Origin of the sequence: Pontibacter ramchanderi (assembly GCF_002846395.1) — a bacterium.
Classification (GTDB): Bacteria; Bacteroidota; Bacteroidia; order Cytophagales; family Hymenobacteraceae; genus Pontibacter; species Pontibacter ramchanderi.
Genome location: NZ_PJMU01000002.1, coordinates 1,211,000 through 1,228,828 on the forward strand (window position 1 = coordinate 1,211,000; position 17,829 = coordinate 1,228,828).

16 protein-coding genes are annotated in these 17,829 nt (G+C 53.2%); 9 read left to right on the forward strand and 7 right to left on the reverse strand.

Going from position 1 to position 17,829, the window contains the following annotated elements; all coding sequences use genetic code 11:
- The first annotated feature begins 529 nt into the window (after positions 1 to 529).
- Both BD749_RS12275 and BD749_RS12280 read left to right on the forward strand, forming a co-directional pair.
- On the forward strand, positions 530 to 1,105 hold the full coding sequence (locus BD749_RS12275) for a hypothetical protein (RefSeq protein WP_101444606.1): 576 nt from the start codon (positions 530 to 532) through the stop codon (positions 1,103 to 1,105).
- Between the two features lie 205 nt (positions 1,106 to 1,310).
- Positions 1,311 to 2,690 carry a sigma-54-dependent transcriptional regulator gene (locus BD749_RS12280; RefSeq protein WP_101444607.1) on the forward strand — a complete coding sequence of 460 codons (1,380 nt, stop codon included), beginning with the start codon at positions 1,311 to 1,313 and terminating at the stop codon, positions 2,688 to 2,690.
- On the opposite strand, the gene BD749_RS12285 is transcribed toward BD749_RS12280, so the two are convergent.
- From BD749_RS12285 to BD749_RS12300, 4 genes are all read right to left on the reverse strand, one after another.
- Positions 2,687 to 5,368 carry an ATP-binding protein gene (locus tag BD749_RS12285; RefSeq protein ID WP_101444608.1) on the reverse strand — a complete coding sequence of 894 codons (2,682 nt, stop codon included), beginning with the start codon at positions 5,366 to 5,368 and terminating at the stop codon, positions 2,687 to 2,689. The two genes, BD749_RS12280 and BD749_RS12285, sit on opposite strands and share 4 nt — an antisense overlap.
- 165 nt (positions 5,369 to 5,533) lie before the next feature.
- Entirely contained in the window at positions 5,534 to 6,316 is a 783-nt protein-coding gene (locus BD749_RS12290; protein ID WP_180336396.1) for a TPM domain-containing protein, read from the reverse strand.
- Positions 6,317 to 6,322: 6 nt separating this feature from the next.
- Entirely contained in the window at positions 6,323 to 6,760 is a 438-nt protein-coding gene (locus tag BD749_RS12295) for a TPM domain-containing protein (protein ID WP_101444609.1), read from the reverse strand.
- A gap of 91 nt (positions 6,761 to 6,851) precedes the next feature.
- Positions 6,852 to 7,430 carry a LemA family protein gene (locus BD749_RS12300; RefSeq protein WP_101444610.1) on the reverse strand — a complete coding sequence of 193 codons (579 nt, stop codon included), beginning with the start codon at positions 7,428 to 7,430 and terminating at the stop codon, positions 6,852 to 6,854.
- 154 nt (positions 7,431 to 7,584) lie between these two features.
- On the opposite strand from BD749_RS12300, the gene BD749_RS12305 reads away from it, so the two are divergent.
- The 3 genes from BD749_RS12305 (at position 7,585) to BD749_RS12315 (ending at position 10,967) form a co-directional block, all read left to right on the forward strand.
- On the forward strand, positions 7,585 to 8,586 hold the full coding sequence (locus tag BD749_RS12305) for a sugar phosphate nucleotidyltransferase (protein WP_101444611.1): 1,002 nt from the start codon (positions 7,585 to 7,587) through the stop codon (positions 8,584 to 8,586).
- Between the two features lie 82 nt (positions 8,587 to 8,668).
- Positions 8,669 to 9,523 (forward strand): LytTR family DNA-binding domain-containing protein, encoded by an 855-nt coding sequence (locus BD749_RS12310; protein ID WP_101444612.1) that lies wholly within the window; start codon positions 8,669 to 8,671, stop codon positions 9,521 to 9,523.
- A 133-nt stretch (positions 9,524 to 9,656) separates the two neighbouring features.
- Complete coding sequence (locus BD749_RS12315) at positions 9,657 to 10,967, forward strand: TraB/GumN family protein (protein WP_101444613.1); 1,311 nt, start codon at positions 9,657 to 9,659, stop codon at positions 10,965 to 10,967.
- Between the two features lie 89 nt (positions 10,968 to 11,056).
- On the opposite strand, the gene BD749_RS12320 is transcribed toward BD749_RS12315, so the two are convergent.
- Complete coding sequence (locus tag BD749_RS12320; protein WP_101444772.1) at positions 11,057 to 11,716, reverse strand: 2OG-Fe(II) oxygenase; 660 nt, start codon at positions 11,714 to 11,716, stop codon at positions 11,057 to 11,059.
- Positions 11,717 to 11,935: 219 nt separating this feature from the next.
- On the opposite strand from BD749_RS12320, the gene BD749_RS12325 reads away from it, so the two are divergent.
- The 3 genes from BD749_RS12325 to BD749_RS12335 all read left to right on the forward strand — a co-directional run bounded on the left by BD749_RS12325 (position 11,936) and on the right by BD749_RS12335 (position 15,806).
- Positions 11,936 to 14,134: a prolyl oligopeptidase family serine peptidase gene (locus BD749_RS12325; protein WP_101444614.1), complete on the forward strand. Its 2,199-nt coding sequence runs from the start codon at positions 11,936 to 11,938 to the stop codon at positions 14,132 to 14,134.
- 162 nt (positions 14,135 to 14,296) lie between these two features.
- The gene (locus BD749_RS12330) at positions 14,297 to 15,052 is read left to right on the forward strand and encodes an acyl-[acyl-carrier-protein] thioesterase (RefSeq protein WP_101444615.1); all 756 of its coding nucleotides are present in this window, start codon (positions 14,297 to 14,299) and stop codon (positions 15,050 to 15,052) included.
- Between the two features lie 280 nt (positions 15,053 to 15,332).
- Positions 15,333 to 15,806 (forward strand): GNAT family N-acetyltransferase, encoded by a 474-nt coding sequence (locus BD749_RS12335; protein WP_101444616.1) that lies wholly within the window; start codon positions 15,333 to 15,335, stop codon positions 15,804 to 15,806.
- A gap of 128 nt (positions 15,807 to 15,934) precedes the next feature.
- Here the strand turns inward: BD749_RS12335 and BD749_RS12340 are convergent, their stop codons facing one another.
- Positions 15,935 to 16,261, reverse strand: coding sequence for a DUF4286 family protein (locus BD749_RS12340; RefSeq protein WP_101444617.1), 327 nt, complete (start codon positions 16,259 to 16,261; stop codon positions 15,935 to 15,937).
- Positions 16,262 to 16,310: 49 nt separating this feature from the next.
- Between BD749_RS12340 and BD749_RS12345 the strand changes: the two genes are divergently transcribed.
- A complete protein-coding gene (locus tag BD749_RS12345) occupies positions 16,311 to 16,946 on the forward strand; it encodes a YdeI/OmpD-associated family protein (protein WP_245869096.1) in 636 nt (211 codons plus the stop codon).
- A gap of 84 nt (positions 16,947 to 17,030) precedes the next feature.
- Here BD749_RS12345 and BD749_RS12350 read toward each other — a convergent pair whose 3' ends face one another.
- On the reverse strand, positions 17,031 to 17,597 hold the full coding sequence (locus tag BD749_RS12350) for a hypothetical protein (RefSeq protein ID WP_101444618.1): 567 nt from the start codon (positions 17,595 to 17,597) through the stop codon (positions 17,031 to 17,033).
- Between the last annotated feature and the right edge of the window lie 232 nt (positions 17,598 to 17,829).

The window sequence follows — 17,829 nt, forward strand, 5'->3', positions numbered from 1 at the left end:
GGTTTGCTTTGCAAATCTCTGGGAGTGCTAAAAGGTTTATGGCCTTTTTACCTAGCTCTATACGGAGTTTAGGGTGCCGCTCCAGATTTTTTTTCATGAGAGGGCCACAGTATGCCTGTTGCTATGTTTCCTATACCTACCGTGGAAACAACCCGGCAAAAGGTACAAGCCATTTGCTGGCTCGAAAGCCAGTCTGTTGAAGAGAAGCTTAAAATACACAGAAGGGAGCCGAACAAAAGGAGTCGTACATGAAAGAGGGTTAAAATGCAGCTGGAAACGTTGCAGGATTTGTTCTGCTTATTGGGTTTGTAGTTGACAATGTTGTAGAATCTGTACCAGATTACCCAGTTTGCGGTCCCCAACCTGTGGAATTTTTGCTACACTTCGCAGTAAATTCCACAAATTGGGGAGTTTGTGTATGACTATTAAGTGTCTGTAATTCAGTTATTTGAATTCTATATATAGTTTTGGCACAGTTTTGACTAACTCGCTTTAGGAAAAAATTAAATTTGAGCGACAGAATAAAACTATGAAAAAAATAACCTACCTGGCAGCTGCCATCGCATTTTTTGGCTTTGCCTCACTAGACGCCAGCGCACAGACTGACAAGAACAAGAAAAAGTCGAAGAAGAAACAAAAGGTAGAGCAGACTACTGAAGTGGAGACTGAAGCGCAGGCCGAAACTGAGAATCAGGTAAACTACGAAGAACAGGCACAGACCCAGACGCAGGTGACCACTGAGACACAAACTCAGACCACCACACAGACGGCAACTCAGGAAGATAACGTGAAGCGTGAAGCCATCACGAAAGAAGAGCTTCCGGAGCCTGTAAAACAAACACTAACTGCTGAGGCCTTCAGCAGCTGGCAGATTGTAGAGGTGTACCGCGTAACACCTAACGCAAACGCCGCCGGTGCCAATGCCCAAGGTATGGAAAACCGTGCCGAGCAGGCTAACCAAAACGCGCAGAATGCCAATGTACAGGCTAACGCGCAGGGCCAGGGTACCAAAACAATGTATGAGATCTTCTTCTCCAACGAGCAGCAGCAGAGCGCTAAAGTTCGCATCGATGAACAAGGTAACATTATCCGCGACCAAAAATAAGCCACATAGATTAGATATTAGCGACCCTAATATCAAGGAACTAGCCTCCGCCAAGCGGGGGCTTTTCTGTTTTATACGGCCACATGTTGCGCTCACCCCAACCTTGGCAGCCACTTTTCGGTAAACAGTCGGAATGCACGCCGGAGCACGAATTTCAGGGCAAAATTTCCCCTCTGCCCTGCCGTTGTGTATATTGCAATAGATTATGCCCAAGATTCTTTTAATCGACGACGATCCTACCTTCTGCCTCATGCTGAGCACGTTCCTGAAACGACAGCAGTACGAGGTCAAAACCGCCTATACCGCCAGCGAAGGGCTGAGCCAGCTCAAAGCCGACACCTTTGACCTAATCCTGACTGATTTCAGGCTACCCGACAAAAACGGACTGGAGCTGCTCGAGCAAATCCGCGTGCTCGACACCAACGTGCCCGTTATCCTGATGACACACTACGCCGACATCCGGACTGCCGTGAAAGCCATTAAAATGGGTGCTTTCGAGTACCTGGCCAAGCCTATTAATCCAGACGAGACGCTGCTGACCATCCGCAAAGCCCTGACGCATGGCCGCGAGGGCAATGTTGCGACAAAGCCGGCTATACCTGTGCCGGGGGGCTTTACTTTTGTGAAGGGGGCCAGCCCGCAGTCAACTCAGCTCGAGGAATACATCGCCCTGATAGCGCCCACGAGCATGTCGGTGATTATTGAAGGAGAGAGCGGAACCGGCAAGGAATACGTAGCCCGTAAGATACACCAGCGCAGCAAGCGCCACGACAAGCCCTTTGTGGCCATCGACTGCGGCGCTTTGTCCAAAGAACTGGCCGGCAGTGAGCTGTTTGGCCATGTGAAAGGCTCTTTTACGGGTGCCATGGGCGACAAAGAAGGGCAGTTTGAAGCGGCCAACGGCGGCACGCTGTTTCTGGACGAGATCGGTAACCTCTCTTACGAAATACAGGTGAAGCTATTGCGGGCCATTCAGGAGCGCAAAGTGCGTAAGATCGGCAGCAACACCGACCTGGACGTGGATGTGCGCATTATTGCGGCGACCAACGAAGACCTGGTGCAGGCCGTAAGCCGCGGCGAGTTTCGCGAGGACCTGTACCACCGTCTTAATGAGTTCAAGATCAATATCTCACCGCTACGCGACCGCACAGCGGATATCATGCAGTTTGCCCAACATTTCCTGCAGGTAGCCAATCACGAGCTCGAGCGCAGCGTGTCAAGCTTTGACACCGCTGTGATGATGGCTTTGGAAAGGTATAGCTGGCCGGGGAATTTGCGGGAGTTAAAGAATGTGGTGAAGCGGGCCGTACTGCTGGCCAAAGGCACCGAAATCACGCTCGACGACCTGCCACCCGAGATCGCTTATCACATACCGGAACCAACCAGCATTGTGGCCCAGCCCGATGCTACGCAGGTTGCCCTGCCTGTTACGGACTTACGCACCGCCACGGAGCGCAGCGAAAAAGAACTGATCATCGAAATGCTGGAACGTGTGAAGTACAACAAATCCAAAGCGGCCCGTTTGCTCAACATCGACCGCAAGACGCTCTACAACAAAATGCGCCAATACAACATCGAGGCTTAGGCGGGGGCTTCTTCAGTCTTTCTTCGTTTGCTTTGTTCAGCGTCGAGGGAATAGAGCACCTGCGTGGCTTCCTGCAACAGGTATGTCGCTATGGCAGGGAAGTCGCAGGTGGGCAGGTTTGGCTGGTGCAGCACTTGCTCAAGTGCATCGATAGACGGCAGTACGGTGCGGGCCTGCAGATGTCGGAAAGCCGTTTTCATCTTATGTGCCAATTCGCCGGCCTGCTGCCAGTCGTTTGCTGCCGTGGCACGCTCCAGCTGCTCCAGTGTACGACGATTGTCGGCCACCAGCACCTCCACAATGTCCCAAAGCGCCTCCTGGTCATCCCCCACAAAAGTGCGCAGTTCATCCAGGGTATAAGGCACAGGTATAACTTCACTTACCTGTGGTATCGCTGCTTCGGCCTGCGGCTCTGCTGTTGCTGAGCTAGCTGCTATACCTGCTGTTGTTTCCTTTTTCGGATGATCCGAAGAGATCGCATGTGCAGGCTCAGGTATAGCCTGAGTTGAAAGGGCTTTGCTGAGTTTCAGGTATAGGTCTTGCTCCGTGAACGGTTTGAGCAAGTGATCGGATATACCTGTTTTGGCGAAAAAGCGCTTGTTGCTGCTCATAATGTTGGCCGTGAGCGCCATGATCGGTATCGTAGCGTTCTCCTTCCGGATGGCCCTGGCAACAGCCTTGCCGCTCATACCTGGCAACTGGATGTCGGTGAGCACAATGTCAAACTTTTTCTCTTTGATGAGTTGCAGTGCCTCCTGTCCGTCGTTGGCCAGCGTGACCTGCATGCCTTTGCGACCCAGTATCAGTTGGCACAAGGTGCGGCTGTAGGCATCGTCGTCGATCACCAGTACGGCTTTACCAGCCAGCACATCGGTGGCCGATAGTGTTGGCTGTGGTGTAGCGTCCACTTCAGGAGCCGCTACCCGCTGCAACGGCAGCACTATGCTGAAAGTGGTGCCCTCGTTCGGCACACTACGCAGGGTAAGCGAGCCCTCCTGCATTTCCACCAGTTTCTTACTGATAGACAGTCCCAGGCCGGTGCCACCATACTTCCGGATGATGGAGTCGTCGGCCTGGTTGAACTCCCCGAACACGTGGGCGGCCTGCTCCATCGGTATACCTATACCTGTGTCCGACACCTCAATCAGCACGACGGCCCGGTTTCGACGCTGCGACTTGAGCCTGCAACGCACCTGCACCTCCCCGTCGTGGGTGAATTTAATGGCATTGTCTACGAGGTTGAAAAGCACTTGCCGAAGCCGCAGGGAGTCGCCCAGCAGATAGCCGTTGAGCTGCTCATCCAGGGTGCAGCTGAAGCCGATGCCTTTGGTGCCGGCCTTGAGTCGGAATGTTCGCTCCACCTCGGCCAGTAGCTGTTTCATCTCGAAAGGCGCCATGTGCAGGTATAGCTTGCCGGCTTCCAGTTTCGAGAGGTCCAGCACATCGTTTACGATATGCAGTAGGTGCTGCCCCGCCCCATGGATGGCCTGCAGGTGCTCCTGCTGCTGCTCTTGCAGCTGGGTGTGGCCCAACTGCTCCGAAAAGCCCAATACTACATTCAGCGGCGTCCGGATCTCGTGACTGATATTGGCCACAAACGCCTCCTTGGCACGAGCCAGCTGAATGGCCTCTTTGCGGGAGCGCTTGAGTTCGGCTTTGTACTTACTGCTGCGGGTCAGGTCGCGGAGGATGATCAGAATAAAGGCAATGCCACTGGCAAGCCCGAATATACCGATCAGCAGGAGCACAAGCGATGTTTCCTTGGCCACCTCCTGCGCCTGCGCCGCATTGAGGCGGGCCTGCTGTATTTCGTAGCGTTCGAGGTCATACACCATGCGGCGCACCTGGTCCATGATCTGCTTGTCCTGCTGTAACAGCGCCAGTTCTTTGGCCACTATAGCTTCCTGCTGCTTTTGCAGCTCGCGCTCTACATCCTTCAGCACAATGCGCACCTTGGCAATAGAGGCCATGTTGGTAGTTGCTGCTTTGCTGGTATCGGCACTGTATTCCTGCTTTACGTTGAGTTGCGGCACCACAACAGGCTGCGGCGCCTCCTGCTGCCTGGTCTCGGTTCGCTTGCCAAAAAGCTTGTTGAGCAGGCCTTTCTTTTGTTCGCTTTGCGGCGGTTTGGTCGTAGCGGAGTCGGTGTTGTAGGCCAGTCTGTCCGAGATGGTGGTTTTGGTGCGCTGGTTGATGGTGGTGGTGGCCGGTTGCTGCGAGGCTGCGGAGGCGATCTGCTTCAGCGCCTTGTCGGTATAGGCGTTGCTGCCGCGCTGCTCCTTCTTTTTGCTGACGTGCTCCTCCAGGCTTTTCTTCTGGGCCAACAACAGCGTAGATACCGAGTCGATTTGCGCCAGTTCGGCGGGGTTGTCCTGCATGAGCGTGCAGAGCGAATCGAGTTGGCTGTTGATGTTGCCCAGGTTGTCGAGGTACTCCCGGAAATGCTTGTCTTCAGTGGTGAGGGTATAAGCGCGGATGGCGCTTTCTGCCGTAGCAATGTCGGCGAGGGTATGCTGCAGCTTGGCCAGTTTGGCATTGGGTTCTGCCAGCACATTCACGGAGCTGAGCAGTTGTGTGAAGCTGTTGTAGGTGAGGTAGATGGCAAACACCACCACGGAAAGCGCCAGCGTGAAGCCGATAACGACCTTCGATTTGATGTCTTCGTTGTTTATTTTCATACGCACAGATGCCCCTCCGTTTGCAAAGGTACGGATTTTTGGGGAGCTATACTTTCTGTAACGACAAGAAAGCCAGATTCATATACGCCGAACGATACCTTGCCAGGAAGTTCAGAAGGAACTGATTGGGAAAGTTTATAGACGAAAGGCTGCAGGTATAGCCGGCTACCAGCTGCTGCTGGCGCCGCCCCCGCCAAAGGAACCGCCTCCAAATCCGCCGAAGCCGCCTCCTCCGCCACCGAAGCCACCGCCCCCTCCAAACATACCGCCACCGGTACGGAAAGTGCCAAAGGAACCCGGACCCAAAATCGGGCCACCGAGCGTGCGCACGCCGCGGCCGCCTCTTCCTCCGCCACCCTTGAAGCGCGACATAATGAAGACCAGCACAATTACGATCAGAATAATGGCCATGAGCGATGGACCTTCGCCCTCTCCATGGCTTGCTTGCGGGTCGGCCTGGTACTCGCCGCTGGCCAGGCTGATGATAAGGTTCGTGGCTTCGTTCAGGCCTTTGTAGAATTCTCCTTGCTGAAAGTTTGGCTTGAGCGTGCGCTCGGTAATGCGTTTGGCAATGGCGTCAGGTATAATGTGCTCCATGCCGTAGCCGGTCTGGATGGCCACCTTGCGTTCATCAAGGGCCACGAGTATAACAAGGCCGTTGTCGTTTTTGCTGCCGCCCACGCCCCACTGCTCACCCAGTTGGGCGGCATACTGGTTGGCATCGTAGTCCCCTATGGATTTGATGGTGACGATCGCGATCTGGGTGGAGGTCGTGTCGCTGTAATTGACCAGTTTCTGTTCCAGCGCTTGTATCTCCCCCTGACTCAGAATACCTGCCAGGTCGTTTACCAGCCGTGGTGGGTTTGGCCTAGGCGGAAAATCGTTGCCTTGCGCAAAGGCCAGGGTGCTACACAAAACAAGGTATAGGAACAGAATGTATCGCTTCATGGTGTGTTATTTTCCGAACGAGATATCATCGCTCAGTTCGTTAAGGTCGCCTTTGTCACTGTAAGGGAAGTGCGATTTTAGTTGCTCACCCGCCTTGATGACGCCCTTGGCAAGCCCGGCTGCATACTCCTGCTTCTTGAAGTGAGAGATCACCTCGGCCGTGATATCCTCCCAGAAATGATCGGGCACAATGGCGTTGATGCCGGCATCACCCAGCACGGCAAACTGATGGTCTTTGATGGCCACATAGAACAGCACGCCGTTGCGCTGCTTGGTCAGGTGCATGTGCAGCTGGGCGAAAACCTCCGTGGCGCGGTCAAGCACGTCACCTTCGCAGTTGTTTTCGATGTGCACGCGAATCTCGCCGGAAGTGTTACGCTCCGCCTCCTGAATGGCCTCCATAATAACCTTTTCGTCCGCGTCAGTGATAGTGTCTTTGGGCATGGCTTGAATTGTTAATTGTTCATTGCTGATTGTTAATCGTTCTTACTCTTTTCTGGAAAGCAATCAACAACTAACAATCAACAATTTAATTCTAGAACTGCACGGTAGGTGCTCGTTCGGCACCAGGGTCGGCCTGGAAGTGGCCTTTACGCTCGAAGCCGAAGATACCGGCCATGAGGTTGTTCGGGAATGAGCGCACGGTGGTGTTATAGTCCTGCACGGCTTCGTTGAACTTGCGCCTTTCCACCGAAATGCGGTTTTCCGTACCCTCCAGCTGTGCCTGTAGCTCCAGGAAGTTCTGGTTCGCCTTCAGCTCCGGATAGCGCTCCACCGAAACGAGCAGTCGGCTCAGGGCGCCGCCCAGTTCGTTTTGGGCCGCCTGGAAGCGCTGCAGGTTTTCTGGTGTGAGGTCGTCGGCGCTAAGCTGCACGCTGGTGGCCTTGGCACGGGCGTTTATCACGCTCTCGAGAGTCTCGCGCTCAAAGTTGGCGGCGCCTTTCACAGTGTTCACCAGGTTAGGGATCAGGTCGGCGCGGCGCTGGTAAGCATTTTGCACGTTAGCCCAGGCCGTCTCCACGGTTTCGTCTTTCTGCACCATCGTGTTGTAGCCACAAGACGACAGCGAGTTGATCATGAGGAAGCCGATCAGATAGAAGAAGATTTTTTTCATGTTTTTGAGGGTATGGTTTGTATACGATATAAGCACAAAGCTAAGCGATATGATTACGGAAAACACGGGATGACGTTGTAAAATAGGTTTTGGTAGGCAGGCGATGAACAAAAACCTGATTAAAAATCACTATATTGCTGCAAAAGTGTAGCCTATGAAAGTCGTTATACCTGTTGCCGGCGTTGGTTCCAAGCTGCGTCCGCACACGCATACTCAGCCCAAGTCGCTGGTGCCGGTGGCCGATAACACTATCCTGGGCCACATCGTGGAGCGGCTTGTGCAGGCAGGTGTACAGGACTATGTGTTCATCATCGGCTACCTTGGCGACAAGGTGGAAAGCTACGTGCGGCAGAAGTACCCCGGTATAAATGCAGAGTTTATCGTGCAGGAGCCCCGCGAAGGGCTGGGCCACGCCCTCTGGATCGCCCGCGAATCTTACCGCTACGAAGACAGCGTACTCATCATGCTTGGCGACAACATTGTGGAAGCGGATCTGCCGGCTATCATTGCGTTGCCTAAATCTGTGCTTGGTGTGAAGAAAGTAGCCAAACCCTCGCTTTTTGGTGTGACGGAGGTAGGTATGGATGAGTATATCACCAAGTTGGTAGAAAAGCCGAAGATTCCGAAATCGAACTTTGCGCTGGTGGGGCTTTATAAAATCATGCAACCCGAAAAGCTGGTGCGCTCGCTAGAGCACATCATCACCGAAAATGTGCGCACGCACAACGAGTACCACCTCACCGATGCCTTGATGCACATGATCCGGCAGGGTGAGAAAATGGTGACCTGGAACGTTGACAACTGGTTTGACTGCGGCCGCAAGGAAACCCTGCTCGAAGCCAACGCCAAACTTCTGAGCCAGCCCCGCTTTCGGGAGAAGGACTATTCCGATCTATACCCGGGCAACATCATCATTCCGCCTGTGAGCATCGGGGCCAACTGCAACATCACGCATTCCATCATCGGACCCAACGTGGCCATCGGTGAGAATGCCACCATCTCCCGCTCCTCGCTGAGCAACTCCATTATCGGGGCTTACTCCGAGCTGCAGAACGCGGTGATGCACGACTCCATCATCGGCTCCGATGCCAGTTTCAAAGGTCTCAGCCACAGCCTCAACATCGGCGACAGCACCGAGATCAATTTTGCGCAGTAGTTATAAAATGCATCCGAAAACTATCATGGCCCAAGCGGCAAAGTGATACGAAAGTCCGTAGCCAGACCTCATCAAGCCAAGTATGCTCTCCTTTCTCCGCCAGCCATACCCAGCCCGCGATCCGCGCTATTCCAGAGCCATCCTGCAGGCTTTGCTTTCCGGTTTGTTAATCGCCTTTATTCTGGTCGTTTTCCAGCCCTTTGGCAGCTATAATTGGCAGCATCCTTATAAGAATTACCTGTTGGCCGGCTATGGCCTGGTGGCAGTTGTGGGCAACCTGTCCGATTTTGTGATCACGCAAAAGCTGTTCAAAGCCTATTTCGCGGAGGGCAACTGGCAGGTATGGAAAGAGATCGTGCGCAACATGGCAGGCTTTGTGCTGGCCGGTTTTCTGTGCGTGGTGTATGGCAACCTGGCAGGCTTTATGCCCTTTTCGGCAGCTCAGGTCGGCTATATGATCGCCATCTGTTTTATGGTAGGCGCCCTGCCTGCTACGGTGCTGGTCCTGCTCAACTATGCTTACCTCACGCGCAAGTATAGCCAACCTGCTACAGCGCCTGCCGTGCAGCCAATGCCTGCTGGTGTGCAAAACCAAATGCTGGCGTTGGTGGCCGAAAACGGTAAAGACAAGCTGGCTATACCTGCCGGGGAGTTGCTATACCTGTCGGCCAGCGACAACTACTGCACTGTGGTGTATACCGAAGCCACCAGCGTGCGCAAGGCTCTTTTGCGCAGCAGCCTCAGTCGACTCGAAAGCCAGATAAGCGAGCAGCGCGTGGTGCGTTGCCACCGCTCATACCTGGTCAACCTAAACCGTGTGGCGTCTGTGTCAGGCAATGCGCAGGGGTACAAGCTGCATTTTGATGTCCCCACCGAGCCGGTACCTGTTGCCCGTGCCTACAATACTGTGGTAAAAGAGCACATGCTGGTATGCTAACCGCCCCAAAGGCGTGCATTTTGCCCCTGCGGTTTACCAATTACCCCATTCCCGTGCAGCAGGACCCTTTCCTGAGCGAGGTTTTTTACCGGCCTATACCTTTGGCCGTTGTAAATCACAAACCAAAACCGCCATGAAAAAGATCATCAAAAGAACCGCACTTGCCCTGCTTGCCACACCCTTTGTACTACTGCTTGTAGGCGCCATTGTATACTATACCTATACCTTGTTTGCTGTTGGCGGCGAAAGCTCCCGGCATCAGGCTTACCTTCAAAACAATATGCAGCAAGTCGAAGTGGGGGCAAACGACTTTCCAGTGTTTGACGAGGCTTTTTACGACAGCAAGGTGATCATGCTGGGTGAGGTGCACGGTTTTGCCATGCCACAGGAGCTGGATTTCGAGCTATTGAAGCACCTGAACCAGAAAAAGGGACTGACGCATTACCTGGCCGAGGTAGACTTCAGTCAGGCTTATTTGCTGAACCAGTACTTAGAGTCGGGAGATGAAAGCCTGCTGGACGATGTGTTCCAGACTTGGGTGAACTACAATGCGCAGTGGGCCAATCAGGAATTCTACACCAAGCTTCAGAAAATCTATACCTACAACCAGACATTGCCTGCCGACAACAGGATCAGGATCGTGGGGGTAGACAGAATACAGGACATAGCCATAACAAAGCTCCACTTAAGAGAGCTGCTGAAAGCTAACACCAATAGTCAGTTAAATGCGCTGGACAGCCTGCTCACCGACAGCACAACAACGAGCCAGGCGCTTCAAGCCTTCGCTTCTGATTACCTCGCGGCAGTAAATACAGACAGCGTATACCTGCCAGATAGCGTTTCTTCGGATTTGATGCACGTCCTTGCAAACCTGGCTTACCAGCAGGAAAACGTACAGCGAGACAGCGTGATGTTCCTGAACCTTGCAAACTTAACAAAAGCTAACCAGTGGCAGGACGAGCAGTTTTATGGCATGTGGGGCCTGATGCATACCTTACAGAGCGAAGTTAACGAGGGCTACCTTTCGTTTGCGTACCTGCTCAAGAATCAGGAGTCGCCGTTCAGAAACAAAATAACCACCATCGGTATCTTTGCCTCCGACAGCGAAAACATGATTCCGGCACGTGCCATGCCCGCTTCCTTCAACAAAGGCCAGGCTTACATCAATTCGACCTGGGTGAACAGCGATGGACCCATGGCTTTCGTAAACGGCATAAAAGACCTGCGCGCCTTAACGAAGGAGCATTCGATGGCCATCTTTAAACTGACCGGCCAGGCCTCGCCCTACCTCACCTCTTCGCTGCTGGCCACTACCCGCATCCTGATGCCCGGCCAGGCAGGTATTCACCCTGCTGCAGAAAACCCCACCAGCACCGAACTTTACCAGTACGCTGTGCTGATCCGCAATTCGAAGGCGGCCACGCCCATCAAAAGCAGCTTATAGAGAAAAAAGATAGAGACAGCTTGAACACGAAGAAGCTATTTCCTGCTCAAGCTGCAGGGCAAGCGGTTCGCGTCCTGGCTATCCTTGTATTACAAAAATGTCAACTCGTTCAGCTGGTCCAGCATCCAGCCGGTGAGGCTGTAGCGGTGACGATTGGCGGCCAGTACCTCGTGCGGGATTATGTCGGCGCGGAAACAGGCCAGGCGACCGGCAATAGGCAGCACGTCCACTTCTTCCTCGGAGCCGTCTTCGTTGGGCAGATATAGGCGCAGATTACCGCCATTCTCGGGCTGCCAGTCTTCGTTCAGGTAGCAGATGAACGACAGGCGGCGGTGGTCGTCGGTCCTGAACTGGTCGAGGTGGCGCTGGTATACCGTGCCCGGCGGGTATACGGTAAAGTGAAATTCAAAATCTCTGAGCCCCAGGAAACAGGTGCGGTTGATGTAGCGCAGTAACTCGTGCATGCGGTCCAGAAAGATCTGGGTAGGCGGCAATGCTTCTGAGGGCTCGATCCAGCGAATAAAGTCGCCGCGCACCTGCCTATCTACGGTTACGCTTTCTGCGGGGCCTATACCTGCTTTTTTAAAGGTGCCTTGCTCCTGGTGGTGTTGTAGCACTTCCAACAGGTTACGCACCTCGTTGGGTTGTAAAAAATTGTCGATAATCGCATACCCTTTGTCAGACAACCTGTCTGCAATCTGCTCGAAATGCAGTAACTCTGCTCCCTCTTCTACTTCTTCGTTTGTCATATATAAAGTATCTGCTTTCTTAAAAAAAGCCAACAAATGTAGTGCGCAGATGCATTGCTTGTATATGCTAGGCAGAAAGATATTTTTGGGGCAAGCCGTACTGATTTTCGAGATGAAACGTATGCCCTTTTTGGGCGCTGAGAGAGGTGTTTTGCCTTTTGTGAAGTAAAATGTTTATCTTGGTTGCGTGTTAGACCTATGTCCAAACGATAAATCCATATGAGAAAAACGACTGCTCTTTTGCTGGCTGGCGGCCTGACTGCTGTGACGGCCTGCAAATCCACCCAAACCGATAGTACCGCCACTGGCATGAATACCGAAACAACTACCACAGCAGCCGCTGCAACGGCTGAAGCACAACTGACTTATCCCGAAACCAAAAAAGTAGACCACTCCGACGATTACTTCGGCACCAAAGTGGCCGACCCGTACCGCTGGCTCGAAACCCACAACGAGGAAGTGGACCAGTGGGTAGAGGCGCAGAACAAGGTCACGTTCGACTACCTCGAAAGCATCGAGTTCCGTGACCAGATCAAGGAGCGTCTGACCAAGATCTGGAACTACCCGAAGTATGGTGCTCCGTTTAAGAAAGGCGGCAAGTACTACTTCTATAAAAACGATGGTCTGCAGAACCAGAGCGTGCTCTATGTGCAGAACACCCTGGAGAGTGAGCCGAAAGTGTTCCTCGACCCGAACAAGTTTTCAAACGACGGCACCGTGGCCCTCACAGCACTGGCTTTCGACAAAGACGCCAAGTATGTAGCCTACGGCACCTCAAGCGGTGGTTCTGACTGGAACACCTACGAAGTGATGGAAGTGGCGACCGGCAAAAAGCTCGACGACAAGGTGGAGTGGGTGAAGTTCTCGGGCCCGAGCTGGTACAAAGACGGCTTCTTCTACAGCCGCTACGACGCCCCAACCGAAGGCAACAAACTGGCTAACAAGAATGAATACCACAAGGTATACTACCACAAAATAGGCACGCCGCAGAGCCAGGACCAACTGGTGTACGAAGACAAAAGCAAGCCGCTGCGTAACTTCTACGGCCAGACCACTGACGACGAGCGCTTCCTGATTTTGAACGTATCCGAGGGTGCCAGCGGTGCCAACGCCCTGTACTACCGCGACCTGAACGACCCGAAATCGACCATTAAGCCAATCATCGACAATTTTGAGTCGGAGTACAACGTGGTGGATAACATCGGCGACAAGCTGCTGGTGCGTACGAACAAAAATGCCCCGCGCTACCGCCTGGTGCTCATTGACCCGAAAAAACCGCAGGAGCAGAACTGGAAAGTAGTGGTGCCGCAGAACGAAAACGTGATGGGCAATGTGTCGCTGGTAGGTGGCCGTATTATCGCTTCTTACATGAAAGATGCTGCCAGTGAAGTGGTGGTGTATGACACCAACGGCAAGCAGATGAACAAAGTGGAGCTGCCAGCCATCGGTACGGTAGGTGGTTTCGCTGGTGAGAAAGACGACAAAGAGACGTTCTTCACGTTTACTTCCTTTACGTATCCGCCAACCATCTACCGCTACGAAGTGGCCAGCAACAAAGTAACGCTGTTCCGCAAAACCGAAGTGGACGTGGACACCGAAGCCTACGAAACTAAGCAGGTGTTCTATACCTCCAAGGATGGTACCAAAGTGCCGATGTTCATCGTGCACAAGAAAGGCTTAAAGTTAGACGGCAACAACCCAACCTATCTGTACGCTTACGGTGGCTTCAACATCTCCCTGACCCCAAGCTTTAGCATTGCCAACATGCTGTGGCTCGAGAACGGTGGCGTATATGCCATGCCAAACCTGCGCGGTGGTGGCGAGTACGGCGAAGACTGGCACAAGGCGGGTATGACGCCGAACAAGCAGAACGTGTTCGACGACTTCATTGCCGCAGCCGAGTACCTGATTGCCAACAAGTATACCTCCAGCGAGAAACTGGCCGTGGGTGGTGGCTCGAACGGTGGTCTGTTGGTAGGCGCTTTCATGACGCAGCGCCCTGAGCTGGCCAAAGTAGCCATGCCTGCCGTGGGTGTAATGGACATGCTGCGCTTCCACAAGTTCACCATCGGTTGGGCCTGGGTACCAGAGTATGGCTCTTCTGACGACGAAGCGCAGTTCAAGAACCTGTATGGTTTCTCACCGCTGCATAACATCAAAGAGGGCGTGAAATACCCAGCCACACTGGTGAAAACTGCCGACCATGATGACCGTGTAGTGCCAGCGCACTCGTTCAAGTTCATCTCTGAGTTGCAGGACAAAGGCGCTCCAGGCAACCCATACCTGATCCGCATCGATGTGCGTGCTGGTCACGGGGCAGGCAAGCCGACTTCACTCGTTATTCAAGAGTGGGCCGACACGTGGGCTTTCTTCTACAAGAACATGGGCGTGAACCCTTACGCCAAGCAGCAGCCGTAACAAGTATAGCTGAAAATTGAAATTAGGAAAGCCAGTGCTGCAGGAATGCGGCACTGGCTTTCCTGTTTTTCTATAGTAATTGCGCTCACTCGCGTCCTGCGAGCGAGCGCAATATTGCAGTAAATCCTGCGTACCTTGCAACACGAACCTATTGCTTACGCTATGAAATCAGTAACTGGGCAAAGCGCCTTCACCATACGCTCCACTGAAACAGACCAAAACGGACAGGCCACCTTGTCGGCGCTGGTCGGTTATATGCAGGAAGCCGCCTGGGACAATACCGCCACCATGGGCATCTCGATGTACGAACTGCTGGAACGTGGGCTGACCTGGGTGCTGCAGCGCATACGCATCGAAATGTTCCGCTACCCTAGGCACCGCGAGAAGATAACGGTCGAAACCTGGGCCTCAGGGCGCGAGCGGGTGTTCCTGCACCGCGACTTCAGGGTATACAGCGCCGACCGGGAACTGCTGGGGCAAGCCACGAGCGTGTGGCTGGTGATGGATGTAGTAAAGCGGCAGATGGTATCCGTGCCCGATTTCATTACGGCCGTGGAAGTTGTACCTGGAGCAGAGCCCTTGCCTTTTGCCAAAGGAAAATTGCCTCAAATCGAAAAGCCGCTATACGAACAGCACATGCCCGTGCGCTGGCACGACATCGACCTGAACCGCCACGTCACCAACACCCGCTACCTGCAGTGGGTACTCGAAACGCTGCCAACAGAGGTTCTCGAAAAGCAGCAGCTAAGCGAAATTGACATTATCTTTAAGGCCGAAAGCACCTTGGGCGATACCGTAACTGCCTCAGCGGGGCCTGCAGAAGAAGAGGCCGGCACTTTCCTGCACAAACTTATCAGCCTCGCGTCCGGCAAAGAGCTGGTGCAAGCCGAAACGAAGTTTAGGAGTTTGAGAATTTAGGAGGTATGAGTTAAGAGTCTCGAGTTCTGAGTCACGAGTTAGATGGATTTGTAGGGACATGTTGCGACCTATCCGAATCGTGCACCGGTAAAAATTGTCAGATTCAGGATTTACAGGATTAAAGAGGGCCCCTTCCCCCACGGATTAGCAGGATTTTCAATATCGATTATTCTTCTATATCAATCATGAAAATCTTAAAATCCTGTGAATCCTGAATCTGACAATAACTATTTAACAATTCAATCATCCAACAATTAACAATTAGCAATCAACAATCAAAATGATCAACATAAGAAGAGGAACCATAGACGATCTGCCGCAGGTGCATGCCCTTATACAAGAACTGGCCGTGTACGAAAAGGCACCCGACGAAGTGACCAATACCGTGGAAGACATGCACTGGGACGGCTTCGGCGAGAATCCGATCTTCAAGTTCTTTGTTGCTGAAACGGAAGAAGGGGTGGTCGGTATTGCCTTGTATTACATCGCTTATTCCACGTGGAAAGGCAAGATGCTTTTCCTGGAGGACTTGATCGTGACCGAGCGCCTGCGACGCGGCGGTATCGGTAAAATGCTGTTCAATGCCGTAGCCCGCGAAGCCAAGGAGATCGGTGCCAAGCGCATGAAGTGGCAGGTGCTCGACTGGAACGAGCCGGCTATTGCGTTCTACAGAAAAATAGGCGCAGACCTGAGCGGTGAGTGGATGAACTGCAACATGAGTGAGGAGCAAATCAAGGCATACACCGCCGGGTGAGGTTTCGTCATCGCTTCAAAGGTAAATGCCCAAGTTGCTGGCAGGTGCTCCTGACAGGTATAAACTAAATGCAAGCAGGCCCCTGCTAAAGTGTAGCAGGGGCCTGCTTGTGCTGTATGGAGCAGGGATTATTGGTCTTTCTCCACATTCTGGCCTACAATCTGCAGCAAGGAGCGGAAAGCCACGAATTTCTCCGGGTAGCGCTCCAGCACTTTGGCTTGCAGGGCAGGTGCATGGTCGCGCTGGTATTCTTCCAGATCCTCGAGGTTACGGCAGGTATACTGCACGGCGTAGGTAGTGCCGCCGTTGTCTTCTTCGTGCAGCAGGCGGGCAATCTGGTTACTCAGGAAATAGCCGGTGGCCATTACCTCCGGTATATGCGTGCTCTTCATCCAGTCCAGCCACTCTTCGGCCACACTGTTGTCGATGTTGATAGTTACGTTGTATATGATCATACTCAAAATTACGATTTTTCTTTTAGCTTAGTGGTCAAACAGGTATACGATGATACAGGAAATAGCCAAGAAGTTGAATTTAAAGCCGGGCTGGCGTGTGCTCGTGCTCAATGCCCAGGCAGGCATAGCCGAGGCGCTGCAAGCGCAGGGCATGGAAGTAGACAGCACGCCAGCTGCAGGTATAGCCTATGATGCCGTGCAGGTATTCGCCACCGACAGCCGCGAGCTGAACTACTACCTGCCCATGGCCGAACCTGCCCTCAAACGACAGGGCCTGCTGTGGGTAGCCTATCCCAAGAAGTCGTCGGGTATAAAGTCGGACCTGAACCGCGATGCCGGTTGGGAGGCTATAAGCAGTTTAGGCTATGCGCCGGTCAGGCAGGTGGCGATCGATGACACGTGGTCGTCGCTCCGCTTCAAGCACGAATCGGAAAGAAGCGCACCGTCTAAGTTTGGTGTGGACGCACCAGGTATAGACCGCAAGAACAGAACCGTGGAGATACCGCAGGACCTGCGTGAGGCACTTGAGTCGGCGGGGCTGCTGGATACATTCGAAAAGCTGGCTTTTACGCACCGCAAAGAGCATGTGCTGGCCATCTTAGAGGCCAAAAGACCTGAAACACGCTCCAACCGCATTGGCAAAACCATCCAGATGCTGATGGGTCAGCAGTTGCTCGGCCGCTGATGCAGGTATAGCCTATCATTAAAAGCAAAGACCGCAGTAGGCTATACCTGCTGCGGTCTTTCTTATGAATTTGCCAAAGTCAGTTTAGTTGGCCACGATCACATTAAAGCTAACATCCACGTCGGTTTCACCGGCTGTGGTGTTAGAACCGGTTTTTAAGCCGCCGGGCTGGTGTTTGAGCACCACTTTCAGCTTCCCGTTACCAGTGCCTGCCCCGGTTGTCATGGTCGTTTCCAGGCCGACCGGAAGGTTTTTCTGGTCCAGGTCCGTGATGTTTACGTTCACCGTTGCACCGCTGCCTGCCTCAGGTGTAAAGGTATACACCAGCAGGTGCTCGTCGCGCTCGTTGCGGATTTCTGCTGTCATGTCGGCTTCGGGCGTTTTGCTTTCGTCAGAGAACGTGACAACGGCGGTGTACTCAGTCCCTGGTCTCAGCGTAAGGGGTGCGTTCTGTACCGGCGAGCCGGTTAGCGTGCTGATGGTTGCCTGCGCGTCCTGGCCTTTGCCGGTTGGCGTCAGCGAGAGCGTTACGGCCGTGATCACCTCCTGCTCATCGTCCGGACCGGGCTCGTCGTCATCTTTACAAGCCGAAAAAGTGAGCAAGGTGCCCATGAGCAAAAAAGCAAGGTATGGTTTAAGTTGTCTGTTCATACAGTTTTGTTTTGTGACGGAGCTTCCAGTCTATTGATCTATCAAATATACTGTTTTATTCAGAAGACCGTGTGTCTTGTGCGCTTCAGCTTTTGTTTGCTCCCGTTCAGGCTGATTTACGGTTGGCAACAGTGTGTAGTTATAAACGGGAGGGCTGGCAAAAAAGTCTGTTTCTCACGGGGCGTATTTACCGGGCCGCATGGTTTAAGAAAAAAGGGGCACCTGTTGGCAC